Source organism: Phycisphaerae bacterium (assembly GCA_035275405.1).
Classification (GTDB): Bacteria; Planctomycetota; Phycisphaerae; order UBA1845; family UTPLA1; genus DATEMU01.
In genome coordinates this window covers 554,419-574,131 of sequence record DATEMU010000012.1, presented here as the reverse complement: position 1 = coordinate 574,131, position 19,713 = coordinate 554,419, and the positions used below count along the sequence as shown (strand labels likewise).

Here is a 19,713-nt window from a genome sequence, read left to right as displayed (position 1 = left end):
GCGAGCCTGGTCGGATGTTACAGGGGGTCACGAACGACGGAGAAAACGGTGAATGGCGGACGATCTTCCTGATTCAATTCCAACCCGACAGGATACACCACCCGAAATCGATCGGGACGCGCCCAGCGGTTGGGGCAATTCGAAAGGCACTACAAAGGGGGGCTTGACACGAAACACTACCCAGCCATACTTCCGCTCAACGATTTCGGTGTATTCGCATCGGATTAATGGGTCGGTGGCCGAACTCGGCTCTCTTGAGCGAAGTCCAGGGCCAATCCGCCCGCACCCGCGAATGATGCCCAACATGAGGACATGAGCCATGCCGGACTTGAAAAAACTTACTGCCGAAGCCGTCGGGACCTTTATTCTTTGCTTCCTCGGGGCTGGCTCTATCTGCCTCGCGACATTGAAAGGGGCGGGTTACGAGGGTCTACTTGGGGTCGCCATCGCACACGGCATTGCGCTCTCCGTCGCGGTGTCGGCGACGATGAACATCTCCGGCGGACATGTGAACCCGGCCGTGACGGTCGCGATGCTGGCCACGAGGCGGATCAATCTGCCGAACGCGATCGCTTACATTCTTGCGCAACTCGTCGGTGCGACGATCGCCGGGATGCTAGTATTGGCGATTTTCAAAGGCATGATGACGGCGGACGGCAAAAGCGCGGTCGCCGTCTGCAACTTGGGCACACCGACCTACGGCGATCCGGTCACGACGGTCAAGGCTATTGTGATTGAGGCGTGTTTGACGTTTCTGCTGCTCACCGCGGTCTTCTATACGGCGGTCGACCCCCGCGCCCCGAAGATCGGCGGCTTTGGAATCGGCCTGACGATAGCGGCGGATATCCTCGTCGGCGGGCCGTTGACCGGGGCCTCCATGAACCCCGCGCGGACGTTCGGCCCGGGCATCGTCGCATTCGTCTCCGGCAACTTCTCGAACTTCTGGGCCCAGCAACAGGTCTATTGGATCGGCCCGATCATCGGGGCAGTGTTCGCGGCCGTTCTCTACGAGGGCTTCATCGCGGAAAAGAAGAAGCGGTAGTGCGCGATGCATATCGTCAAGAATTTCGGCCGGATTCGGCTCGTGTCGAGACCGAACCCGGCCGCGGTTTTCTCGAACGACTAGCGTTCTACCGGTTTGTTACCGGCAACACGCCTTCGCAGACGATTCACATTGCTTGTCGGAGCAGGACCTCCGGCTGCTGCATCGCTGCGAATCATCGCATGCCGAAGCGCATCGCGCTTGCCCGGCGGGCGAGCAAGCACGGGCCGCGCCACACGACGCGCCGCAGACGATGCGAATCGAGCATTCCCGATCGCATCGGCCCCTCGCCGGGCAGTCGCGCGGGCCGCAGGCCTCCCGAGAGACGGCGGAGCGATTCCCGCCGCACCTCTCCTCGCAAGGCGATGAGCATTTCTCGGCGCACCGTCGCGCGCACTCCCTGGCGCATGCGCGAGCGCACCGATCAATGCACTCCTCATCGCACGAATCGCCGCAGGCCGTGCGAATGGCCTCGCGGCACGAGCGTTCGCATGCGTCTTCACAGCCAGAAGCGCACGACACCGCCTTCGGGCGGCACGTGGACTCACCTGACGATTGACATGACGAACGGCACGTCGAATTGTCGACCTCCCGACATTCGGCGGCCGAATCACCATCGCCCAACGACGCGACCGCCGCCGAGGCGGGCGCCGCAAGGCCAAGCATCAGTCCTGAACAACAGAGACAAAGCAAATATCGATTCAACATGAAAACTCCTTTCAGAGTTAAGGCTTGATTGAGATTTGCGCGCCGGCGCGGCCGCCCACACGGCACGGCCATCTACGCCGCGCGCGATCGATCGCAAAACTACATGAATGTGAATTCCGGCAATGCCGGTGAAAGAATCAATTCCGCCAGACGCACAGCATCGCCTGGCGAGAATCGGGGGGAACGAAATGGTTTAGGCGGGCGAAAGCGAGCAGCAAGGTCGACATGGCCGGCGGCTCGACGCGCCGCGAACCCGAGTCGTTGCTCGCCTTCTCTTTTTCCGGCGACGCACGTTGCGTGATCGGCGCGGATTGCGGCTCCGGCGGTCGCGGACGCCCCATCGGGCAACACACGCACCAAAGACAGACGGGCTCATCGTCGCTTGCAGAAGGCTCGGCGGCCTCGCCGATCGGCGGGTCTTCGCTTGAACACAACGATTCACATCCCGCCACGCCGGGCTCATACGGCTCCGCGGAGCAGCACGATTCGTTCGAAGAGCACTCGCTTCGGTCCCCTTCCGTACAACTCACGCCAGCGCATGCCTCGTTTTCGTCGCCCGTAGTCTCAATGCAGGCAAATCCGCAAATCGTCTCCACGTCGTTCCCCGCGCCGCAGCATGCGTCCAACCACACTCGGCACTCTTCGACGGACGTGAAGGGGCATTCGCCGCAATCCGCCTCTGTTGGCAGGGCAGGCACGAGCATCGCGATGGATAGAATGGTGCGTAGGATCATGGAGCAGGTTCACTCCCCGGGTGACATTGTACCAAAACGGGCGCCCCCTCGTCTCCTAACGCTAAACACCAGCCGGGCGGGCATCCGACTGATAAGATTGCCAGTTCGTACAGCACCCGGGGGTGGGTTCGGGACACTCTTCGGGACTCGCGGCATCAAACCAGCCCCGCGTACGGTTGCAAAATGCACAGACGCTGAGCATGACCGGCACTTCGACGAGCACCCCTACAACGGTCGCCAGGGCCGCGCCGGATTCCGGGCCGTACAACGCGATTGCGGTAGCGACCGCCAACTCGAAGAAATTGCTTGCGCCAATCAGCGCGCCCGGCGCGGCAACGCTGTGCGGCACGTGGAAGAGCTTCATTAGTCCGTACACCAGCGACGAGTTGAAAAAGACCTGGATCGTGATAGGGACCGCGATCAACAGGACGTGGAATGATCGGCCTGTGATGTTGTCCGCCTGAAAGGCGAAGATCAGCACCAGCGTTGCCAGTAGCGACAGCACGGCGATCGGGTGGAATCGCGGCAGGAACGAATTCTCAAACCACGACGCCCCTTGCCTGCGGATCAGCACCATCCGAGTAACCACTCCCGCCGCCAGCGGGATGACGATGAAGCAGATCACGGCATAGACCAGCACCATGAACGGCACGGTCAGCGCCGACGCCCCGCTGATCAGAATAGTGACAATCGGGGCGAAGAGGACCAGCATCAGCAGATCGTTGACCGAAACCTGCACGAGCGTGTACGCCGCATCTCCTCGTGTCAGGTAGCTCCAGACAAAGACCATCGCGGTGCACGGTGCGGCGGCGAGGATGATGACGCCGGCGATGTATTGATCGGCCAGTTCCGCGCCGATCCACGGAAGGAACAGGTGTTTGAAAAAGACATAGCCGATGAGCGCCATGGAGAACGGCTTGACGAGCCAGTTCACAAAGCAGGTGATGATGAGGCCCTTGGGCCGCTTGCCCACGCCGAGCACGGACGCGAAGTCCACTTTCAGCATCATCGGGTAGATCATGAGCCAGATCAGCACGGCGATGGGGATATTGATCTGGCTGCCGCCGCCAAATTCCAAACGACGAAGCGCATCGATCAATCCGGGCAGGAGTTTGCCCAAGGCGACACCGACGACCATGCAAAGGCCAACCCAGAGGGTGAGGTAGCGCTCAAAGACATTAAGACGTCGGATTTCTTTTTCGCCCATCATGGAAACAATTACACCAATTGCCCTACGGAGTTTCTTGGACCGATGAATCGTAGAATACGCCCGCGATTCGTACCGTCAAACCACACCGAAGATAAACCGCAGTGAAAAATAGATGCCGATCAGCACGAAGATCGCCCCGGTGATCCGCCGTGCCCAGCCTTCAAAGATGGCGACGCGCTCGAAGGCGCGGCCCACGGCCCGGGCGCTGAATGCGATCAAAACCGCGAAGACGATGACCGGCAAGGCCGTACTGACGCCGTAGACCGCCGGCAGCATGAGTGGAGACTCGGCCCGCACCGACAGCGGGACCAGGCTTCCAAAAAAGAGTGCGGCTGACGACGGGCAGAACGACATCGCAAATACAACACCCAGTGCCAGCCCCGCCCATACGCCCCAGTTCCGAACGCGCTCGCCGACGCGCTGTCCCAGCCGCCCATCGCCGATGCGAAAGTGTATCCAATCCAACAAGATCATCCCGACGAGAATCAAGAGCGGGCCCAGAATCTTGTTCATGTACTTTTGCAGCCAATGAGAAACGGATGGGGCGGCCAGGACGCTGGCGACCAGCAGCGCCCCCAGCACGACATAAACCGCACTTCGCCCCACGGCGTAAAGCAACCCGGTCGCCAGAGCGGCCCGCGGTTTTTCGACCCGCCGGGCGATGAACGAGACGGCCGCAACGTTCGTGGCCAACGGACAGGGGCTGATCGAGGTCAGGATCCCAAGCCAAGCGGCGGTGCCGATCGCGATGAGGAACTCTCCGCTCATGAACCGCGCTCCAACATGCCGCGTGTTTCCGCCACGATGTACTCTTTAAACGATGCCTCATCGCCGACGAGGTCCCAGATCTTGTCCAGATTCTTCCACCGACGGGCCTTGGACCCTTCCATCTCGACCAGCACGACGGCGCTGGCGGTTAGGGCGTAATCCTGAACGAAATGCTCGTTTTCCTTCTGGTCGAAGTTGGCGACTCGCCACTGGACCGTTCCACCGCGGATTTGATCGGCCAGCATCTTCTGGACGGCCTCCCGCGTGTACGCCTCCATGGCGAGGCATTTCTTGCAGCGGAAATCGCCGTGGAAGTAGTACACCGCGATGACATGCCCGGCCTCCGGCGCAGGGGTAGCCGGCGTATTGGCCGCGGCCTGCGGTTCCACCGGGCTCGGGTCATTGCGGCTTTCTTTGATCGCCAGAAAAACAACGCTCGTTGCGACGAACAACAGCAATACGACGGTTCCGATTTGCTTCATGGCCATTCCTCTTCATGCACGCCCTCGCGCAGGTCTACCGCACGGTAGGTCCGACATTGGACAACATCTGTGTCAGTTCCGTCTCACTGGGGACGACGCCACTTACTTTAACTTGGCCATCGACAACCAATGCCGGGGTCATCATGATCCCGCGCTTGATGAACTCATTAATGTCCTTGATGTGCTCAATTTCGTAGGCGATGCCGAGCTTGTTGGCGGCCGATTTGGCGGCGGCCTCCAGCATATTGCACTTCGCACAACCGGTTCCGAGGATTTCAATTTTCATGGCCGTTCTCCAATGCTCGCTATTGTGTTCCCTGCGCCATCTTGTGTGGCGCCGTAGATCATCCCGACTGCCGTGGCAACCACCACAATGATCAGGCTGAACGCCGCCGTCTTTTTCGCACCCATGACCTTGACCAGGACCAGCATATTCGGCAGCGACAGTGCCGGTCCGGCGAGCAAGAGCGCCAGCGCAGGCCCCTTCGCCATGCCATGCTCCATGAGCGCCTGAACGATGGGCACTTCCGTCAGTGTCGCGAAGTAGAAGAGAGCGCCGACAACGGATGCGACCAAGTTTGAGCGTAACCCGTTATCACCGACGAGCTGTCCGATTTGTTTGTCGGGAAGCAGCGCGGAAATGAACCCGACAACGAACACGCCGCCAAAGAGCAGCGGAACCAGCAGCTTGGCAAAGTCCCACGTGTTGTGCATCCACAGTTTGAACTCGTCGCGCTGCACCCACCGCCACGTCATCGCCGCAACGCTCAGCCCACAAAGGCCCGCGAGCAGCCAGCGAATGTGATACACGTCCATGACCCACGACTTCGCCTCGACCACGGCGGCGATCTCCGACTTTGGCAGCGTTAGTCGGTCGCCTGCGCGAAGCGTGCCGGTGGACTCCTGGACCTGGATCATGACCTCGTCGCGCATCTCTTGAAGAACGACGCCGCGAACCTCCTTGCCATCGGCGCGCTTCACAAGGGCATCGCCGGGGTTGAACCAGTCGGAGAAGACGAGGAAGCCGACCATGGCCAAGAGAAGCAACGCACTCTGCCATCCGCGTCGGCCGTCCGATGGCAGATCAGGCAACAGCGCCGCCGCTTCGGCTTTTCGGCGTTCGCTCTTTCGAAAAATCGCCGCCATGCCGAGGCCGACGATAAAGGCAAAGCCGATCGCGCCGACGGCCCGCCACAAACCGATGTCAAAACCCAGCACGCGGGCGGTCAGAAAAATCGCCAGGATGTTGATCGCCGGGCCGGAGTAGAGAAACGCGGAAGCCGGTCCGAGCCCCGCGCCGAGTTGATAAATACCGGCGAACATCGGCAAAACGCTGCACGAACAGACCGCCAGCACGACGCCGGCAACGGACGCGACCGTGTAAGCCGCGAGTTTGTTCGACGTCGGCCCCAGGTAGCGCATGACCGACGCCTGCGAGAGAAACGTGATAATGCCGCCCGCAATGAAGAGCGCGGGGACCACGCAGGCGAGGGTGTGATTCCGCGCATACCACTGGAGCAGCTTGAACGCTTCGATGACGGCGGTCTCGACCCTGGGGTTGGCCAACGGGAGGAAGTACGCGGTGAGAAAAATGGCTAAGAACGCCGCGAAGATCTTGATCTGCTTGGATTTCATTGCAGTCACTCCTTGCGGGAGTGTTTCCTGGCAATATATATGCCAATATGGCTATATAGCCATGAATTGAGCAAATAAGATGAAGATCGTGTCGTTTTTCATCGCAAAACCGCTTGTTGAGTCTTGAGATTCTCGGAGAGGACTGTCTCGATGCATTTCCAAAAGCCGCCCAGGCAGCACACTTTGACGCGATAGAAGGCCATGACGCCCTCCTTGCGGTCATCCACGAGTCCCGCCTGTTTAAGGATGGCAAGGTGCTTGGAGACCGTGGATTGGTCCACCTCGACTAGATCGGTCAGTTCGCAAACGCACATCTCACGGGCTTCGAGGGCTTCCAGGATCATCAGTCGACTGGGATGGGCCAGGGCCTTGGCGATCCGGGCCCGGGCTTCGTAACGCTGACGGGAATATCGGGGGCGCGTCTTCATGGCTCTATGGTAATTATACCATATGTGGGACGCCGGTCAAGCCATTCTTGCGACCGTTTCTTGGGTCGATCCGCTGTCTTTTGCCCTCAGGAGCGGCCTTCCAAGGCGATCCACTCCTTCACTTTCGCTTCAATTTCATCCCGTACGCGCCGACAGACGCGCAGGCGGTCCTCGTCCGTCCCTGGTGTCTTCGGCGGGTCGTCAAAGCCGTGGTGGATGTGTTTCCGCCCCCCCGGGAATGTCGGGCACTCTTGCTCGGCGTCCCCGCAGACCGTTATCACCAGGTCGAACCGCTGACCCACGTACGGATCGACCGATTTACTCTGCTGGCCGCTGAGGTCGATCCCCTTTTCCGCCATCACTGCGGTTGCCAGCTTGGACACGCTGCCGGACGGCTTGGTGCCGGCGCTGACCACCTCCCAGCGATCGCCGCCGAGCTTCTGCCAAAATGCCTCGGCCATCTGCGAACGGCAGGAGTTGCCCGTGCAGAGGATGATGACGCGCTTCTTGTCCATCAGGATACACTCCTGCACGACGCACCGCCGGGTCTCCGGGCGACGACAATTGCGCTCCATACTCGGCCCTCGACCTGCCGTGCCAGTGCGACGATGTCGGCATCAAGCCGCAATTCGGAATCGACCAGCGCCGTGAGCTGCTCCGCTCCGTAAACCTGCCGCTCCAGAACCTCCACCTCCACGAGCCCGGCCGCGCGCAGCCCCGCCAGGTAACTCTCCTCGCTGATGGCTCCGGCGACGCAGCTTGAGTACAAGGCGGCGTTCTCTCGAATTGCGGAGGGCAAATCCTCGGCCACTATGTCGCTCACCCGCATCCGCCCACCCGGCTTGAGCGCCCGCGCAATCTCGCGAAAGACGCGCGGCTTGTCCGGCGACAAGTTGATGACGCAGTTGGAAATCACCCAGTCGACGCTGCCCCCCTCCACGGGCAGCTCCTCGATATAGCCCTTGCGGATTTCGATGTTCGCGTGACCGGCGGTTGCAATATTTGTACGCGCCCGCGCGATCATCTCGTCCGTCATATCCACGCCGATCACGCGGCCGTTCGGCCCGACTTTTTTCGCCGCGATGATCAGATCGATGCCCGCCCCGCTGCCGAGATCGAGAACGACTTCGCCCGGCTGCACATCGCTGAAGGCCAGCGGATTGCCGCAGCCAAATGAGTTGGCGACCGCATCGGCGGGCAATCCCGCCAGCGACGCAGCGTCATAACCGGCGGTCTTGGCCAAAACGCCTTTCTGCACCGTGCCGCTGCACGGAGAGCCGCCGCAGCAACCGCCGCCCGATGTCACGGCTTTGGCATAAGTCTTGGAGACGGTCTCACGAATGTCAGTGGGTGTATTCATTTCCTTCCTTTCTTTGAACGAGTCCTTGCACGCGGGCGACACGCCTCGATGGCGTCAGCAATGGACCGAAGCGTCGCGGCGATGGGATTGAATCGTACGGCGTAAAAGACCTCTTTTCCCTTCTTGTGCGAATCCAGCACGCCCGCATCCCGCAGAATGGCCAGATGCCGCGAGACGACCGACAGGTCGACCGGGCAGCAGCAGGAAATCTCGCCAACCGTGCAGGGCCGACCGCACTGTGCGAGCCGCGCCAGAAGGGCGATGCGGTTGGGATCGCACAACGCTTTGAACAGACGGGGCTCGGCGACAGCCGCTACATCGGCACAACATTCACGGGCGGCGGGACGGCCGCGTTGCTTCTTTTTCATTTGCATCGTTATGCAAGTATAGAGCAGGAGGGCGGACTTCGTCAAGATTAGTACTACGACATCATTCACCGAGAATCCCACGCGAATGCAACAGTGCAGCAACAGTTTGGAAACTGTCGTAAAACGATGGGGAAGGTCGCTATCCAGCGCACCGGGCACGCGATGTGAACGGACTCTGGCTTACTGCGGCACGTGAATGCGGTTCCTTGCGTTCGGAGTTGGGAAGGTCTAAGATCCCAAACCATCCCAGGTGGAGGCGTTGTTCATTCGACGCCGAATTCTTATGGAAGAGGGGAGAATCATTACGCTTCCCGATGGTGAAACCCGCCAGGGGCTTTCCTGGGATGCGATTTTCCCCGCACACGCTGCTGCCGCGCGGATAACCCTTTCTCAACAAACAGTTCTCGACCGTACTTCCGGGTCATACCGGCCCAATAGGAGACCAAACATGATTCCCATCCCACAGATGCTGTTCACGACGACCTTTGTATTGCTCTTGGCGGCGCCGGCGCAATCGGCAAATCCGGAAGATGAGAAGGCGATCCGCGAATCCGCCGCAAAGTACGCCGAGGCTTACAGCCGTGGCGACGTCGACACGCTCGTCGCGCAATTCACTAAGGACGCCACTTTCGACGAAGGCGAGGGACCGGTCATCGCCGGCAGCGACGAGATCCGCAAAGTGCTCGCGGCAGGGTTCGCCGAAGACCCCGGCACGAAGATGTCCATCGACATCAAGTCGATCCGCTTTACCAAGGGTCGCGCCATCGAGATTGGCACCGCGACGCTCACAGCGAAGACGGGTGAACCCTCGATTGTTGCCTATCGCGCGATCCACGCCAAACAGCCGGACGGCAAATGGCTGATGACCAGCGTCGGCCCCGACGTCACCGCCGAAGGTTCGACGAGCGCCGGCCCACTCGATGAACTCGCGTGGCTGCTCGGCGACTGGAAGGACAGCGAAGCCGACGTGGACCTTAGCTGCATTTGCAAGTGGGATCCCAATCGCCGCTTTTTGATCCGCTCGTTCGTCATGACAGAAGAGGGCCGTTCGGCGTTGGAGGTCACCGAGGTCATCGGCTGGGATGCCGCCGACCGCATCGTTCGTTCCTGGGTATTCGACTCCGACGGTGGGGTCGGCCAGAACACCTGGAGCAAACGTGGCGACGAGTGGATCATCTCAGCCAAGGGTACCCTTGCCGACGGCGGTCGCGCATCCGCCGTGAACATCCTCCACCCCATTGACGACCACAGCTACACATGGTCGTCGACCAACCGCGACGTCGATGGAGAGATGCTCCCCGACATCGATGACATCAAGATGGTCCGAGCCACCGACGCGCAAGCGGCTACCGGAGGGACCAAGTAATGAAACGCCTGATATTTGCCTTAGTACTGGCGTTCCTATTAGTCATGGCGGATTCCGCGGATGCACGAGGTCGCGGTGGCGGAGGTCGTGGCGGCGGAAGGCGTGGCGGCGGCGGCGGCGGACGCAGCATGTCTCGCGGCGGCGGCCGCTCGCCTTCGTTCAGCCGATCCGGCGGCGGCGGTTCGCGTTCTGCCCCTCGATCGTCCGCTCGGCCTTCACAACGCCCTTCGTACGGCGGCCGATCACCTTCTTTCAGCCGTCCCAGCGGGGGCGGCGGAGGCAGCCGATCACCTTCGTACAGCCGGCCCGGCGGCGGTGGCGGCGGCAGATCACCTTCGTACAGCCGACCCGGCGGTAGCGGCGGCGCCCGACCATCCCAACGGCCCGCGAACCGCCCGGGTGGCGGTAGTGGCTACAACCGTCCAGGTGGTTCGGGTGGTATAGGCAATCGTCCAGGCGGCGGCCGTCCCTCGTCCGGCGATCTAGGTAATTTCCTCGGCATGCCCACCCAGGGCGGCGGCGGCGCACGGCCATCACAACTGCCCAGTCGCGGCATGGGCGCAGGGGCGGGTAATCGTCCCGGTGGCGGCGGCAGCTTGCTCGGGCCCGGCGGCGGCAACCGACCCTCGCAGCTTCCGTCGAATCGTCCCGGTGGCGGTCGCGGTGACATTGGTGGTCGCGATGGAATTGGCGGTCGCGGCGGCCTCGGCGATCGTGGCGGAATCGGTGATCGAGGCGGAATCGGCGACCGCGGCGGCATCGGCGATCGTGGCGGTATTGGCGACCGCGGTGGCATCGGCGATCGAGGCGGAATCGGCGACCGCGGCGGAATCGGCGACCGCGGCGGAATCGGAAATCGCGGCCGTCCATCCCAACTGCCTGCGAACCGTCCCGGCCGCGGCGATCGAAATGGCTGGAACAACTATCGCGGCAACCGCGCCAATAACATCCGGAACTTCTCGAACAACAACATCAATTTCAACCGCTTTGCCAATCGCCCCGGCGGCTGGTGGGGCGGCGGTTATGGCCACGGCTTCGCCCATGGCTGGGCCGCCTCGAATGCGTGGCACGGTTGGGGTAGTTGCTGGGGCTGGCACGGCTGCGCGCCGGGATTCTGGTGGGGCGTCGGTACCTCTGCAGTCGCATTAACGAGCTGGTGCGTCGGCCTCGCCACGAGCGGCGACGACGACGATCCCGTTTACTACGACTATGGCGATAACGTGTACGTCGACAACAGCACGGTTTATATGGATGGCAAGCCGCTGGCTTCCGAGGACGAGTATGCGACTCAGGCCATTCAATACGCCAATGTCGAGGTTCCGCCGCCACCCCCCATGCCGGAGGATCCGGCGACCGAGACGCCGGACCAGGACGCGGCCATGCAGGAGTTCATGGACAACTGGATGGCCCTGGGCGTCTTCGCCGTCGGGCGCGCGAAGGACGACAGCGCCACGCCCCGGTATTACCTCCAGCTCGCAGTGAGCAAAGACGGCTACATCGCCGGCACCTGTTACGACTCGGTCAACGACAAGACCGTGCCGATCACCGGCTCAGTGGATAAGGCGTCGAAGCGCGCCGCCTGGAAAACGGCTGACAACAACGACGTCGTCATGGAAACAGGTATTTTCAACCTGACCCAGGACAACGCGCCGGCCATGATCCACTTCGGCAAGGACAAGAGCGAGGAGCGCTTCTTGGTACGGATGGAAAAACCAAAGGAGGGGCAGTCGGCGACACCCCCCTCGCCGTAGACAGGGTAAGGACAATGGTGATTCCGACGTGCGCGATTCATCCAGGCCCAGGCTCAGAATGCTTTCGAACGATCAACAGCGGGCTTGAGCAATCCCGCGCAATGCGCTCCGCATGCCAGCCGAACAGGTGCGACGTGAGCCCCCATTTCTCAGCCACGCCAATCACCACGAGATCAAACGGCTTGGCCGCTTCCAGGACCGCCGAAATCGGATCGCGGTCCTCGACGACCTTAAAAGTGACCGGCGCGGGCTGGGTCGGATCGGCGAACACTTTTTGCGTGGCCGATTCGGCGCCGAGTTTTCCGGCGGACGTGCGGCCCGGCGCGATGACGTGCAACACCGTCACCGCCGCGCCGCTGTGGCGGGCCATCCGTGCGGCCAACTCCAACGCCAGCCGATCGTGCGGGCTGCCCAGGTACGGAACGAGAATCGACTTGGGCCGCGCGTGCATCCCTCGATCGACGAAGATTCCCACATCCGTCGCAGCGTTTTCCAACACGCGATGAACCGTGCCGCCCAAAAGTGCCTGCCCGACGACGGGATTGTGAAAGCCCATCAGGACGAGCCCGGCCCGTCGTTCCTGGGCGACCTGGGCGATGCCCTGGGCCGGATCGCGCGTCACAAATGAAACCGGTTCGACCGGGATGTCCTCCTGTCGCGCATGTTCCGTCAGGACGCGAAGCGGCTCGGTCAGTTCCGCCGCCGCGCCGTCCGCCGCTGCCTGGTATGCCTCGTGTTCGACCGCCTCGTAGAGATGCAGGCCGATGATCCGCCGACGCGTGTTGTCCGAACCCGTCAAGGCGTCGGCCAGCCGAAGGAGCGGCGGAACGCTGCGCGGCAGCGACACGGGTACCAGTACCGAGAACCCTCCCGGCGCCATTGGTTCCAAGGCGGCCGCACGACGCAGAAGCCGGTCGGGATACACCCAGTTGAGCACCGGCGACGTCAAAAACGTCGTCACGAGCGCCATCAATACCATCATCGCAAAGACCGCGTCGGTAATGACGCCGAGTTCCCGGCCGACGCTGAGGATGACTAATTGCATCAGCCCGCGCGTGTTCATGAGTATCCCGATCGCCGACGATTCCCGCCAGCTCATCCCGCAGGCCCGGGCCGCCAGCGTCGACCCTCCAAACTTTCCAGCGCAGGCCGTCAGGACGATCAAGCCGGTCATCATCCACAGTTCGCCCGAATTGAGCAGACCGATGCGGGTCCGCAGGCCCATGTAAGCGAAGAAAATGGGCAATAGAAACAGAACCGTGAAATCCTCGATCCGCTCATTCACCTCGCGGACGAAGCGCGTGCCTTTGGGCATTAGCGCGCCCATCAGGAACGCCCCGAACAGCGCGTGAATCCCAATGGCCTCGGTCGCGCATGCACTGGCCAGCACGAGGAGGAAGACGAACGCCATGACGCCGCGACTCAACCGCCCCTGCCGATCGTAAAGCCGCTGCAACCGTCCCAGGAGCGGCCGCACGACAAAAAACATCACGGCGACATAACCGGCGGCCATCGCCCCCGTCTGTAATCCCGGCCCCAATCCCTCCGCCTGTGCGAAACCCACCACGAACGCCAGGATGCACCAGGCGGAAAGATCGTCCACGGCCGCACACGTGATCGCGACCGCTCCGACGGTCGTCTTGTGCAAATTGCGCTCGGTGAGAATCCGCGCCAGGACGGGAAACGCCGTGACGCTCATGGCCGCGCCCATGAACAGCGCAACAGAGCTAAAGCGCATCTGCGGAGTGTCATTGAAAACCAGCGGATAGAGATAGAGCGCCAGCGCGCCGCCGAGCAGAAACGGCGCGACGATGCTCACATGGCTAACCACGACCGCCGCGTGCCCGCGGTGCCGCAGAAGTTTGGGATCCAATTCCAGCCCCACCAGAAAGAGAAAAAAGATGACGCCGATCTGGCTGAAGATATTCAGGTACCGCACGGCTTCGGTGGGAAAAAGAGCCTGCGCGGCGTCCGGAAACAGCCAGCCGAACAGGCTCGGCCCGAGCATGATCCCCGCGACCATTTCCCCCATCACCTTCGGCTGCTGGAGATAGACAAAAAGTCGGCCCATCAATTGAGAGACCGCCAGGATGACCGCGATTCCGCCGAGCAAAACCAGGATGAGGTGCTTTCGTGGAACGCGCGTCCCAACGGTGATGGCCGCTCCTCGCGCCGACAAAGCTCCAGCGCTTTCCCTTGTCGCTTTCAGCCTTGCGCGGCCGTCGGTAAATCGCGGGGAGTGCCATTCCACCTCCTGAGATCCGTCGCTTGCCTTCCGAACCAACATCACGCCGGACGGCCCATGCAGTTCAACCGCCGCATTATCGTCCTGTGCCCGGATGAGCCGGTAATCTTCGGGGGCCCCTTCGTCGAACGACAACCGCAGGAATAGCCCGGATTGCTCGATTGCAAGACGCACCGCAGGCGCGTTTCCTGCCGACTCTTCCCACTCCAAAACCCATTCACCGTTGAGATCAATCGGAGCCCGCCGGTCGGCGCCAATCTCCAAGACGACCCACAGACCGACCGCGCAGATTCCGATCATGGAAAAGTAGACGACGGTCGCGCGGTTCATTTCCGTAGTTTAGGTGTACGGCCGCATTCCGGGAATCGGCGTCGCCGGAATCTCGATCTTCTTCTCGTACTTGCCGTGCACCCCCACCAACCGTACAACTAGTGAACCAGATGCTGGAGAATTGCTGCACGTGGATTTGAATGAACTACAACAACTGCTTTCGGGCATCGACGCCGACGCGGACGCGGCCATCTCTGCGGCGAATAGCGTCGACGCTCTGCGCGCCGCCGAATCTAAGATCACCAAGGGACCGCTGGCCGAAGCGCTTGGCGCCATCAAGACTTTTTCACCAGCCAAGCGCGGGCCCGCCGGTCAGGCCATCAACAAGGTCAAGGAGGCTGTGAGGGCCAAGTTCGCCGCCGCGCAGGAAAAACTCCGCCAGGCCGCCGTGATGGGCGAGCGCAAGTCCGCCGCCACCTTCGACCCGACACTCCCGCCGCCCGCCACCCAGCGCGGCTCGCTGCACCCCGTCACCATCGTCCAGCGCGAGGTCGAGCGCGTCTTCACCAGTCTTGGCTTCGCCGTCGTCGGCGGGCCGGAGATGGAGACGGAGTACTACAACTTCGAGGCCCTTAACATCCCCGCCGACCATCCCGCCCGCGACACGCAGGACACCTTCTGGCTCACCAACGGCTGGCTGCTCCGCACGCACACCAGCCCCTGCCAGGTCCGCGCCATGGAGCGCTTCGGCCCGCCGCTCCGCGTCATCGCCCCCGGACGCTGCTTCCGCTATGAAGCCATCGACGCCTCGCATGAGAACACGTTTTTCCAGGTTGAGGGCCTGATGATCGACAAAGGCATCTCCATCGCCCACCTGATCGCATTCATGAAACTGGCCCTCCGTGAAGTGCTACAGGGCGACGTGACGATTCGCCTCCGCCCCGGTTTCTTCCCCTTCGTCGAGCCCGGCTTCGAGTTGGACATCCAATGCGCGATCTGCGACGGTCGCGGCTGCCCGACCTGCAAGCGCAGCGGTTGGGTGGAGATCATGCCCTGCGGCATGGTCCACCCCAACGTCCTCCGCCATGGCAAAATCGACCCGCACGAATACACCGGCTTCGCATTTGGCCTTGGCCTGACGCGGCTGGCGATGATGAAATACGGCGTGAGCGATATCCGCGTGCTGAACAGCGGGGATTTGCGAGGGATTGTGAATCCGGCGCGGCTGAGCGGGGCTCTCATTACTACGGACTGACACAATCTAATTGTCATTATGCTCATCTCCCTTAACTGGCTCAAAGACTTCGTAAACCTCCCGAAAGGGACCGATCCGCGCGAACTCGCCCTGCTTTTTACCACCACGACCGCCGAGGTCGATGGCGTCGAAGAGCACAAGGCCAACTTTAGCGGTCTCATCGCCGGGCGGATCGAGGCGCTCGACCGCGCCGCCGCCGAGGGCAATCTCCGAAAAGTCACCATCGCCGCAGGGAAGACCTTCCAATCCCTGACGACCGCCCCGAATCTCTCGGTCGGCGATCTCGTCGTCTTCGCGCCTCCCGGCTCCAATGTCGGTGGTCACAAAATCGGCACGACCGACAGCAGTGGCCGGCCCGCCGAAGGCATGATCGTCGCGTGGGGTTCGCTCGGGTTCACGGATATCGGGGCCAATGCGATCTTTCTGCCGCCGGGCACGGAGACGGGCAGTCCAATCGCTCCCGCTACTTTTAGTGACTGGGTTATCGAAATCGACAACAAGTCCATCACCCATCGTCCAGACTGTTGGGGTCATTATGGCATCGCCCGCGAAATCGCCGCGATGCTCGACGTGCCGCTCAGAGCTTACGATGTGACTGACCTCAAACAATTGACGAGTGATAAGCTGCCGGCGATCCCCATTGAGATCGACGACCCTAAGAGCTGCCCGCGATACACGGCCTTGCTCATAAAGGGCCTCCGTTCACAGCCCGCGCCGCTTTGGTTGCAGGTTCGCCTGGCGATGTGCGGCCAGCGACCGATCGACTTGCTGGTCGATCTGACCAACTACATCATGCTCGAACTCGGCCAGCCGATGCACGCCTTCGACGCGGCGAAGCTCACGAATATCCAGGTCGCGACCGCCGAAAGCCGGGAGAAGTTCACCACCCTCGACGGCGTCGCGCGGACGATGCCGCCCGGCACGCTGATGATCCAATGCGATCGCAAGAGCGTCGCCATCGCCGGCATCATGGGCGGCGCAGCGACGGAAGTCAGCGCCGGAACCGATACCGTCCTGCTTGAATCGGCCAACTTCGACGCCGCCACGATCCGCCGCGCTGCGACCTCGATGGGCCATCGCACCGAGGCCAGCGCCCGGTTCGAGAAATCGCTCGACCCGGCGAACACCATCCTCGGCATCGCCCGTTTTCACAATCTCGCCAAGGCCGAGTTGCCCGATCTTGCCATTGCCAGCACGCTCTCCGACTGTTACCCCGCTCCGAAGAAGCCGCAACCGATCATGGTCGATTGCGACTTCGCTTCGCGTTTCATCGGCAAGCCCGTCTCGCCCGAGGAAATCACGCGGATTCTGACCAAGTTGGAGTTCACGTGCAGCCGAAGCGGCACGAAGTTGTCTGTTACGCCGCCGACCTATCGTTCGACCAAGGATATCGAGATCGAGGCCGATGTGATTGAAGAGGTCGCCCGTTTCATCGGCTACAACAACATCGAGCCGACGTTGCCCAGCATCGCCTCGCGATTTTTCGAACCCTCCGCCGATCTGGCGATCGAGTCGCGGACGCTGGATTACCTGTGCCTCGGCGGTGATTTCATCGAAGTCCACGATTACATCTGGTACGACGACGACTGGCTGAAGACGATCGGTTATGAGCCGGGCGAGTGCATCACGCTCAAAAACCCCGCCGCCGACAATTGTTCGCGTCTCCGGAAGAGCCTTATGCCGGGCCTCCTCGCCATCGCCGAGCGCAACCGCCATCATTTCCCCCGATTTCAACTTGCTGAAGTCGGCAGTGCCTTCGCGATCGGCGTCAAAGACATCGAAAAATCGCAGCACCGCAGCCTCGGGTTGCTTGTCGCGCAATCGGGCGCCAAGGCCGAGCAGGAAGTCTGGAACCGCCTGCGTACCGCCATCGATGGCTGGGCCTCTCAAGTATTGGAGCGCGGTATCGAATGCACCGAAGCCATCTCCGCACTCCCCTGGGAAGACGCCGACCGCACTGCGGAAGTTGCTATCGCGGGCCGCGCCTTCGGCCGTATGACGCTGCTTCCGCTCCCCTGCAAACTGAAAATCGATGAACGCCTCCGGTCATGGTCGATCGCCCTGGCCGAATTGAACCTGACGGTCGCCGCCACACTCATGGGACGTCACGCAAAACTGCCCCCACTTCCGATACACCCGCAGGTCGAGCTCGATTTCAGCATCCTCGTGGATACCGAGAGCCGCTACCGCAAATTGGCCGACCAGGTCGCGGCCTTCAAACATCCCTTGCTCGCCCGACTCGAATACATCGGCGCCTACGAAGGCGGCTCCATCCCCGCCGGCAAGCGCAGCCTCACCCTCCGCGGCCGCATCGGCCACGACGACCGCACCCTCTCCGAACCGGAGATTCGCGAGTTTCAGGACGCCTTCCGCAGGTTTCTCACTTCCTGCGGCTTCGAACTCCGATGATAATCCGGTCATGAGCCCTCGGTTTCGGGTTGCCATCCTGGCCCTCGGTCTCCTCACCGTCGCCCATTCCGGACCGGCCCGCGCCGAGGATCCCCTCCGCGTCCGCGGCGTCATCGACGCCGATCAATCCTGGGCCGGCCACGTCCTGATCACCGGAGAGACGATGATCGACGGCGCGACGGTCAGCGTTGCCGCGGGTACCACCATCGAATTCGCCGTCGCTGAGACCGACATCTACCCGACGCTCACCGTGGGTTCGCCCGTACACAGAGGCGGCCGGCTCGAACTCCTCGCCACCTCGAGCCAGCCCATCACCATCCGCACCCGCACCGGAACGAACGCCGGTCGGATCATCGTGTACCTGCGGGGCCGGCGTCCCCCGACATCAGCGCCCACGCTATCAGGGGAATCACCGGCGCCATTAGCCGACGTCCAATCGTGGCGTTTCATTCGGTTCGAAGACCTCGGCTTCACAACGTCCGCCCCCGCGATGATGGGCCAGGTCTCCCGCCTGGAACCGGCCGTCTTGTTCCACATCCTGGAGCCGGAGACCTCGTTAACGATCACGGAATGCACTTTTGATAAGTCATCCAGCCTCACGATCGAGGCCCGGGCCGTCGCCACGATTGCCATCAGGACCAACCATTTCACTTCGCCCAAAGGCCGCACGGCAATTGACATGGCCGCCGACCCCGAATCTCGCCGTTCCGACGCCCTGCGCATCACTGAAAACCGCGCAGCCGCGGCCATTCGGCTCCGCGCCGGCCCCGCGCTCATCGACGGCAACATCCTGATCGGGCCCGACGCATGCATCGTCGCCGATGATTCGCCGGCGCAGGATGTCCGGATTACCGGTAACTATGTCCACAACACCACCAAACAGGATGACGGTCACTACTGCCTCAACTGCGAGAATCCTGACGCCGCCATCGAAAGCAACATCTTGCGCGGCGGTACCGCCTGCGTTGTCTCCGGGTCGCGCCGTTTCAAGGGGAACATCCTGATCGCTGAGCCTGAATTGGCCAGCCCCGCGGTGCGCCGCGCCCAAACTCATCAACTCGTCGCCGCCCTGCCCGCCGGGGCACTCTTTGAACGAAATCTCCTCATCGGCCCGGCTTATTCGATGGTCGTCCCCCAGGCCCTGACCTCCAAAAAAGGCTACGCGCCGACCGACCCCACGCTCATCCGCAACAACACGTTCGACGGTCTGATGGGCGCGAACCGGGCGATACACATCAACCCCGCCGGACTTCCGCCGATCACCCTGCGAATCGAGAACAGTGTCTTTCTCCGTATAAGTAAATTGGTCTATGACGAATCCCGCAAAGGACCATCGCTCGCCTATGCGGACTACAACGCCGCCGCCCCGACGCCGCGCCGCGCCTTCGACCAGGTCTCGGTCGCCAACTTCAAGGAAGGCCAGGACGGCTGGGCTGCGCACGACCTCCGTCGCGACCAAATCACTGACCTGCGACTCAGCGCGCTCCCGGACCGCATCCCCGACTACGACGCTGATATGCAATCCGGCAAGCTCACTATCGCAGCACTTCGCGAAAAGCTCTTCGACGCCTACCGGCCGCTGCCGGACAGCCCCCTGGTCGGCGCGGGCCGAACAGATTCCGGCGCGGGTGCGCCTCACGCGCTCACCATCGGCTGCTGCGAACCCTCAAAGCGTTAAGCCG

Annotated in this window: 19 protein-coding genes; 7 read left to right on the top strand and 12 right to left on the bottom strand. The window is 62.1% G+C overall.

Annotated features, from left to right (window positions below; genetic code table 11):
- The first annotated feature begins 319 nt into the window (after positions 1-319).
- Positions 320-1,042 (top strand): aquaporin, encoded by a 723-nt coding sequence (locus VJZ71_15305; GenBank protein HKQ49437.1) that lies wholly within the window; start codon positions 320-322, stop codon positions 1,040-1,042.
- Between the two features lie 175 nt (positions 1,043-1,217).
- On the opposite strand, the gene VJZ71_15300 is transcribed toward VJZ71_15305, so the two are convergent.
- From VJZ71_15300 to VJZ71_15250, 11 genes are all read right to left on the bottom strand, one after another.
- Positions 1,218-1,463 (bottom strand): hypothetical protein, encoded by a 246-nt coding sequence (locus VJZ71_15300; protein ID HKQ49436.1) that lies wholly within the window; start codon positions 1,461-1,463, stop codon positions 1,218-1,220.
- A gap of 424 nt (positions 1,464-1,887) precedes the next feature.
- Positions 1,888-2,484: a hypothetical protein gene (locus VJZ71_15295; GenBank protein HKQ49435.1), complete on the bottom strand. Its 597-nt coding sequence runs from the start codon at positions 2,482-2,484 to the stop codon at positions 1,888-1,890.
- 61 nt (positions 2,485-2,545) lie between these two features.
- Positions 2,546-3,694 (bottom strand): ACR3 family arsenite efflux transporter, encoded by a 1,149-nt coding sequence (gene arsB, locus VJZ71_15290; GenBank protein ID HKQ49434.1) that lies wholly within the window; start codon positions 3,692-3,694, stop codon positions 2,546-2,548.
- A gap of 75 nt (positions 3,695-3,769) precedes the next feature.
- Positions 3,770-4,462, bottom strand: a complete 693-nt coding sequence (locus VJZ71_15285) for an aromatic aminobenezylarsenical efflux permease ArsG family transporter (GenBank protein ID HKQ49433.1) — start codon at positions 4,460-4,462, stop codon at positions 3,770-3,772.
- Positions 4,459-4,944: a nitrophenyl compound nitroreductase subunit ArsF family protein gene (locus VJZ71_15280; protein ID HKQ49432.1), complete on the bottom strand. Its 486-nt coding sequence runs from the start codon at positions 4,942-4,944 to the stop codon at positions 4,459-4,461. The genes VJZ71_15285 and VJZ71_15280 overlap by 4 nt, the downstream gene beginning before the upstream one ends.
- A gap of 34 nt (positions 4,945-4,978) precedes the next feature.
- Entirely contained in the window at positions 4,979-5,230 is a 252-nt protein-coding gene (locus VJZ71_15275; GenBank protein HKQ49431.1) for a thioredoxin family protein, read from the bottom strand.
- On the bottom strand, positions 5,227-6,579 hold the full coding sequence (locus tag VJZ71_15270) for a permease (protein HKQ49430.1): 1,353 nt from the start codon (positions 6,577-6,579) through the stop codon (positions 5,227-5,229). The genes VJZ71_15275 and VJZ71_15270 overlap by 4 nt, the downstream gene beginning before the upstream one ends.
- Before the next feature lie 98 nt (positions 6,580-6,677).
- A complete protein-coding gene (locus VJZ71_15265) occupies positions 6,678-7,007 on the bottom strand; it encodes a metalloregulator ArsR/SmtB family transcription factor (GenBank protein ID HKQ49429.1) in 330 nt (109 codons plus the stop codon).
- An 86-nt stretch (positions 7,008-7,093) separates the two neighbouring features.
- Positions 7,094-7,525, bottom strand: a complete 432-nt coding sequence (locus VJZ71_15260) for an arsenate reductase ArsC (protein ID HKQ49428.1) — start codon at positions 7,523-7,525, stop codon at positions 7,094-7,096.
- On the bottom strand, positions 7,522-8,367 hold the full coding sequence (arsM, locus tag VJZ71_15255) for an arsenite methyltransferase (protein ID HKQ49427.1): 846 nt from the start codon (positions 8,365-8,367) through the stop codon (positions 7,522-7,524). The genes VJZ71_15260 and arsM overlap by 4 nt, the downstream gene beginning before the upstream one ends.
- Positions 8,364-8,735 carry a metalloregulator ArsR/SmtB family transcription factor gene (locus VJZ71_15250; GenBank protein ID HKQ49426.1) on the bottom strand — a complete coding sequence of 124 codons (372 nt, stop codon included), beginning with the start codon at positions 8,733-8,735 and terminating at the stop codon, positions 8,364-8,366. The genes arsM and VJZ71_15250 overlap by 4 nt, the downstream gene beginning before the upstream one ends.
- A 448-nt stretch (positions 8,736-9,183) precedes the next feature.
- Here VJZ71_15250 and VJZ71_15245 point away from each other — a divergent pair, with 448 nt between their 5' ends.
- From VJZ71_15245 to VJZ71_15235, 3 genes are read left to right on the top strand one after another with little or no spacing between them, the layout of a single operon-like run.
- Positions 9,184-10,101, top strand: coding sequence for an SgcJ/EcaC family oxidoreductase (locus VJZ71_15245; protein ID HKQ49425.1), 918 nt, complete (start codon positions 9,184-9,186; stop codon positions 10,099-10,101).
- A 60-nt stretch (positions 10,102-10,161) separates the two neighbouring features.
- Entirely contained in the window at positions 10,162-10,545 is a 384-nt protein-coding gene (locus VJZ71_15240) for a hypothetical protein (GenBank protein ID HKQ49424.1), read from the top strand.
- A gap of 56 nt (positions 10,546-10,601) precedes the next feature.
- Complete coding sequence (locus VJZ71_15235; protein ID HKQ49423.1) at positions 10,602-11,852, top strand: hypothetical protein; 1,251 nt, start codon at positions 10,602-10,604, stop codon at positions 11,850-11,852.
- 37 nt (positions 11,853-11,889) lie between these two features.
- Here the strand turns inward: VJZ71_15235 and VJZ71_15230 are convergent, their stop codons facing one another.
- The gene (locus VJZ71_15230; GenBank protein HKQ49422.1) at positions 11,890-14,427 is read right to left on the bottom strand and encodes a cation:proton antiporter; all 2,538 of its coding nucleotides are present in this window, start codon (positions 14,425-14,427) and stop codon (positions 11,890-11,892) included.
- Positions 14,428-14,440: 13 nt separating this feature from the next.
- Here VJZ71_15230 and pheS point away from each other — a divergent pair, with 13 nt between their 5' ends.
- Genes pheS through VJZ71_15215 form a run of 3 tightly spaced genes read left to right on the top strand, consistent with a single transcriptional unit; the run spans position 14,441 to position 19,709 of the window.
- Positions 14,441-15,622 carry a phenylalanine--tRNA ligase subunit alpha gene (gene pheS, locus VJZ71_15225; protein ID HKQ49421.1) on the top strand — a complete coding sequence of 394 codons (1,182 nt, stop codon included), beginning with the start codon at positions 14,441-14,443 and terminating at the stop codon, positions 15,620-15,622.
- An 18-nt stretch (positions 15,623-15,640) separates the two neighbouring features.
- Positions 15,641-18,031 (top strand): phenylalanine--tRNA ligase subunit beta, encoded by a 2,391-nt coding sequence (gene pheT / locus VJZ71_15220; GenBank protein ID HKQ49420.1) that lies wholly within the window; start codon positions 15,641-15,643, stop codon positions 18,029-18,031.
- A gap of 10 nt (positions 18,032-18,041) precedes the next feature.
- Positions 18,042-19,709, top strand: a complete 1,668-nt coding sequence (locus VJZ71_15215) for a hypothetical protein (protein HKQ49419.1) — start codon at positions 18,042-18,044, stop codon at positions 19,707-19,709.
- The last annotated feature ends 4 nt before the right edge of the window (positions 19,710-19,713 follow it).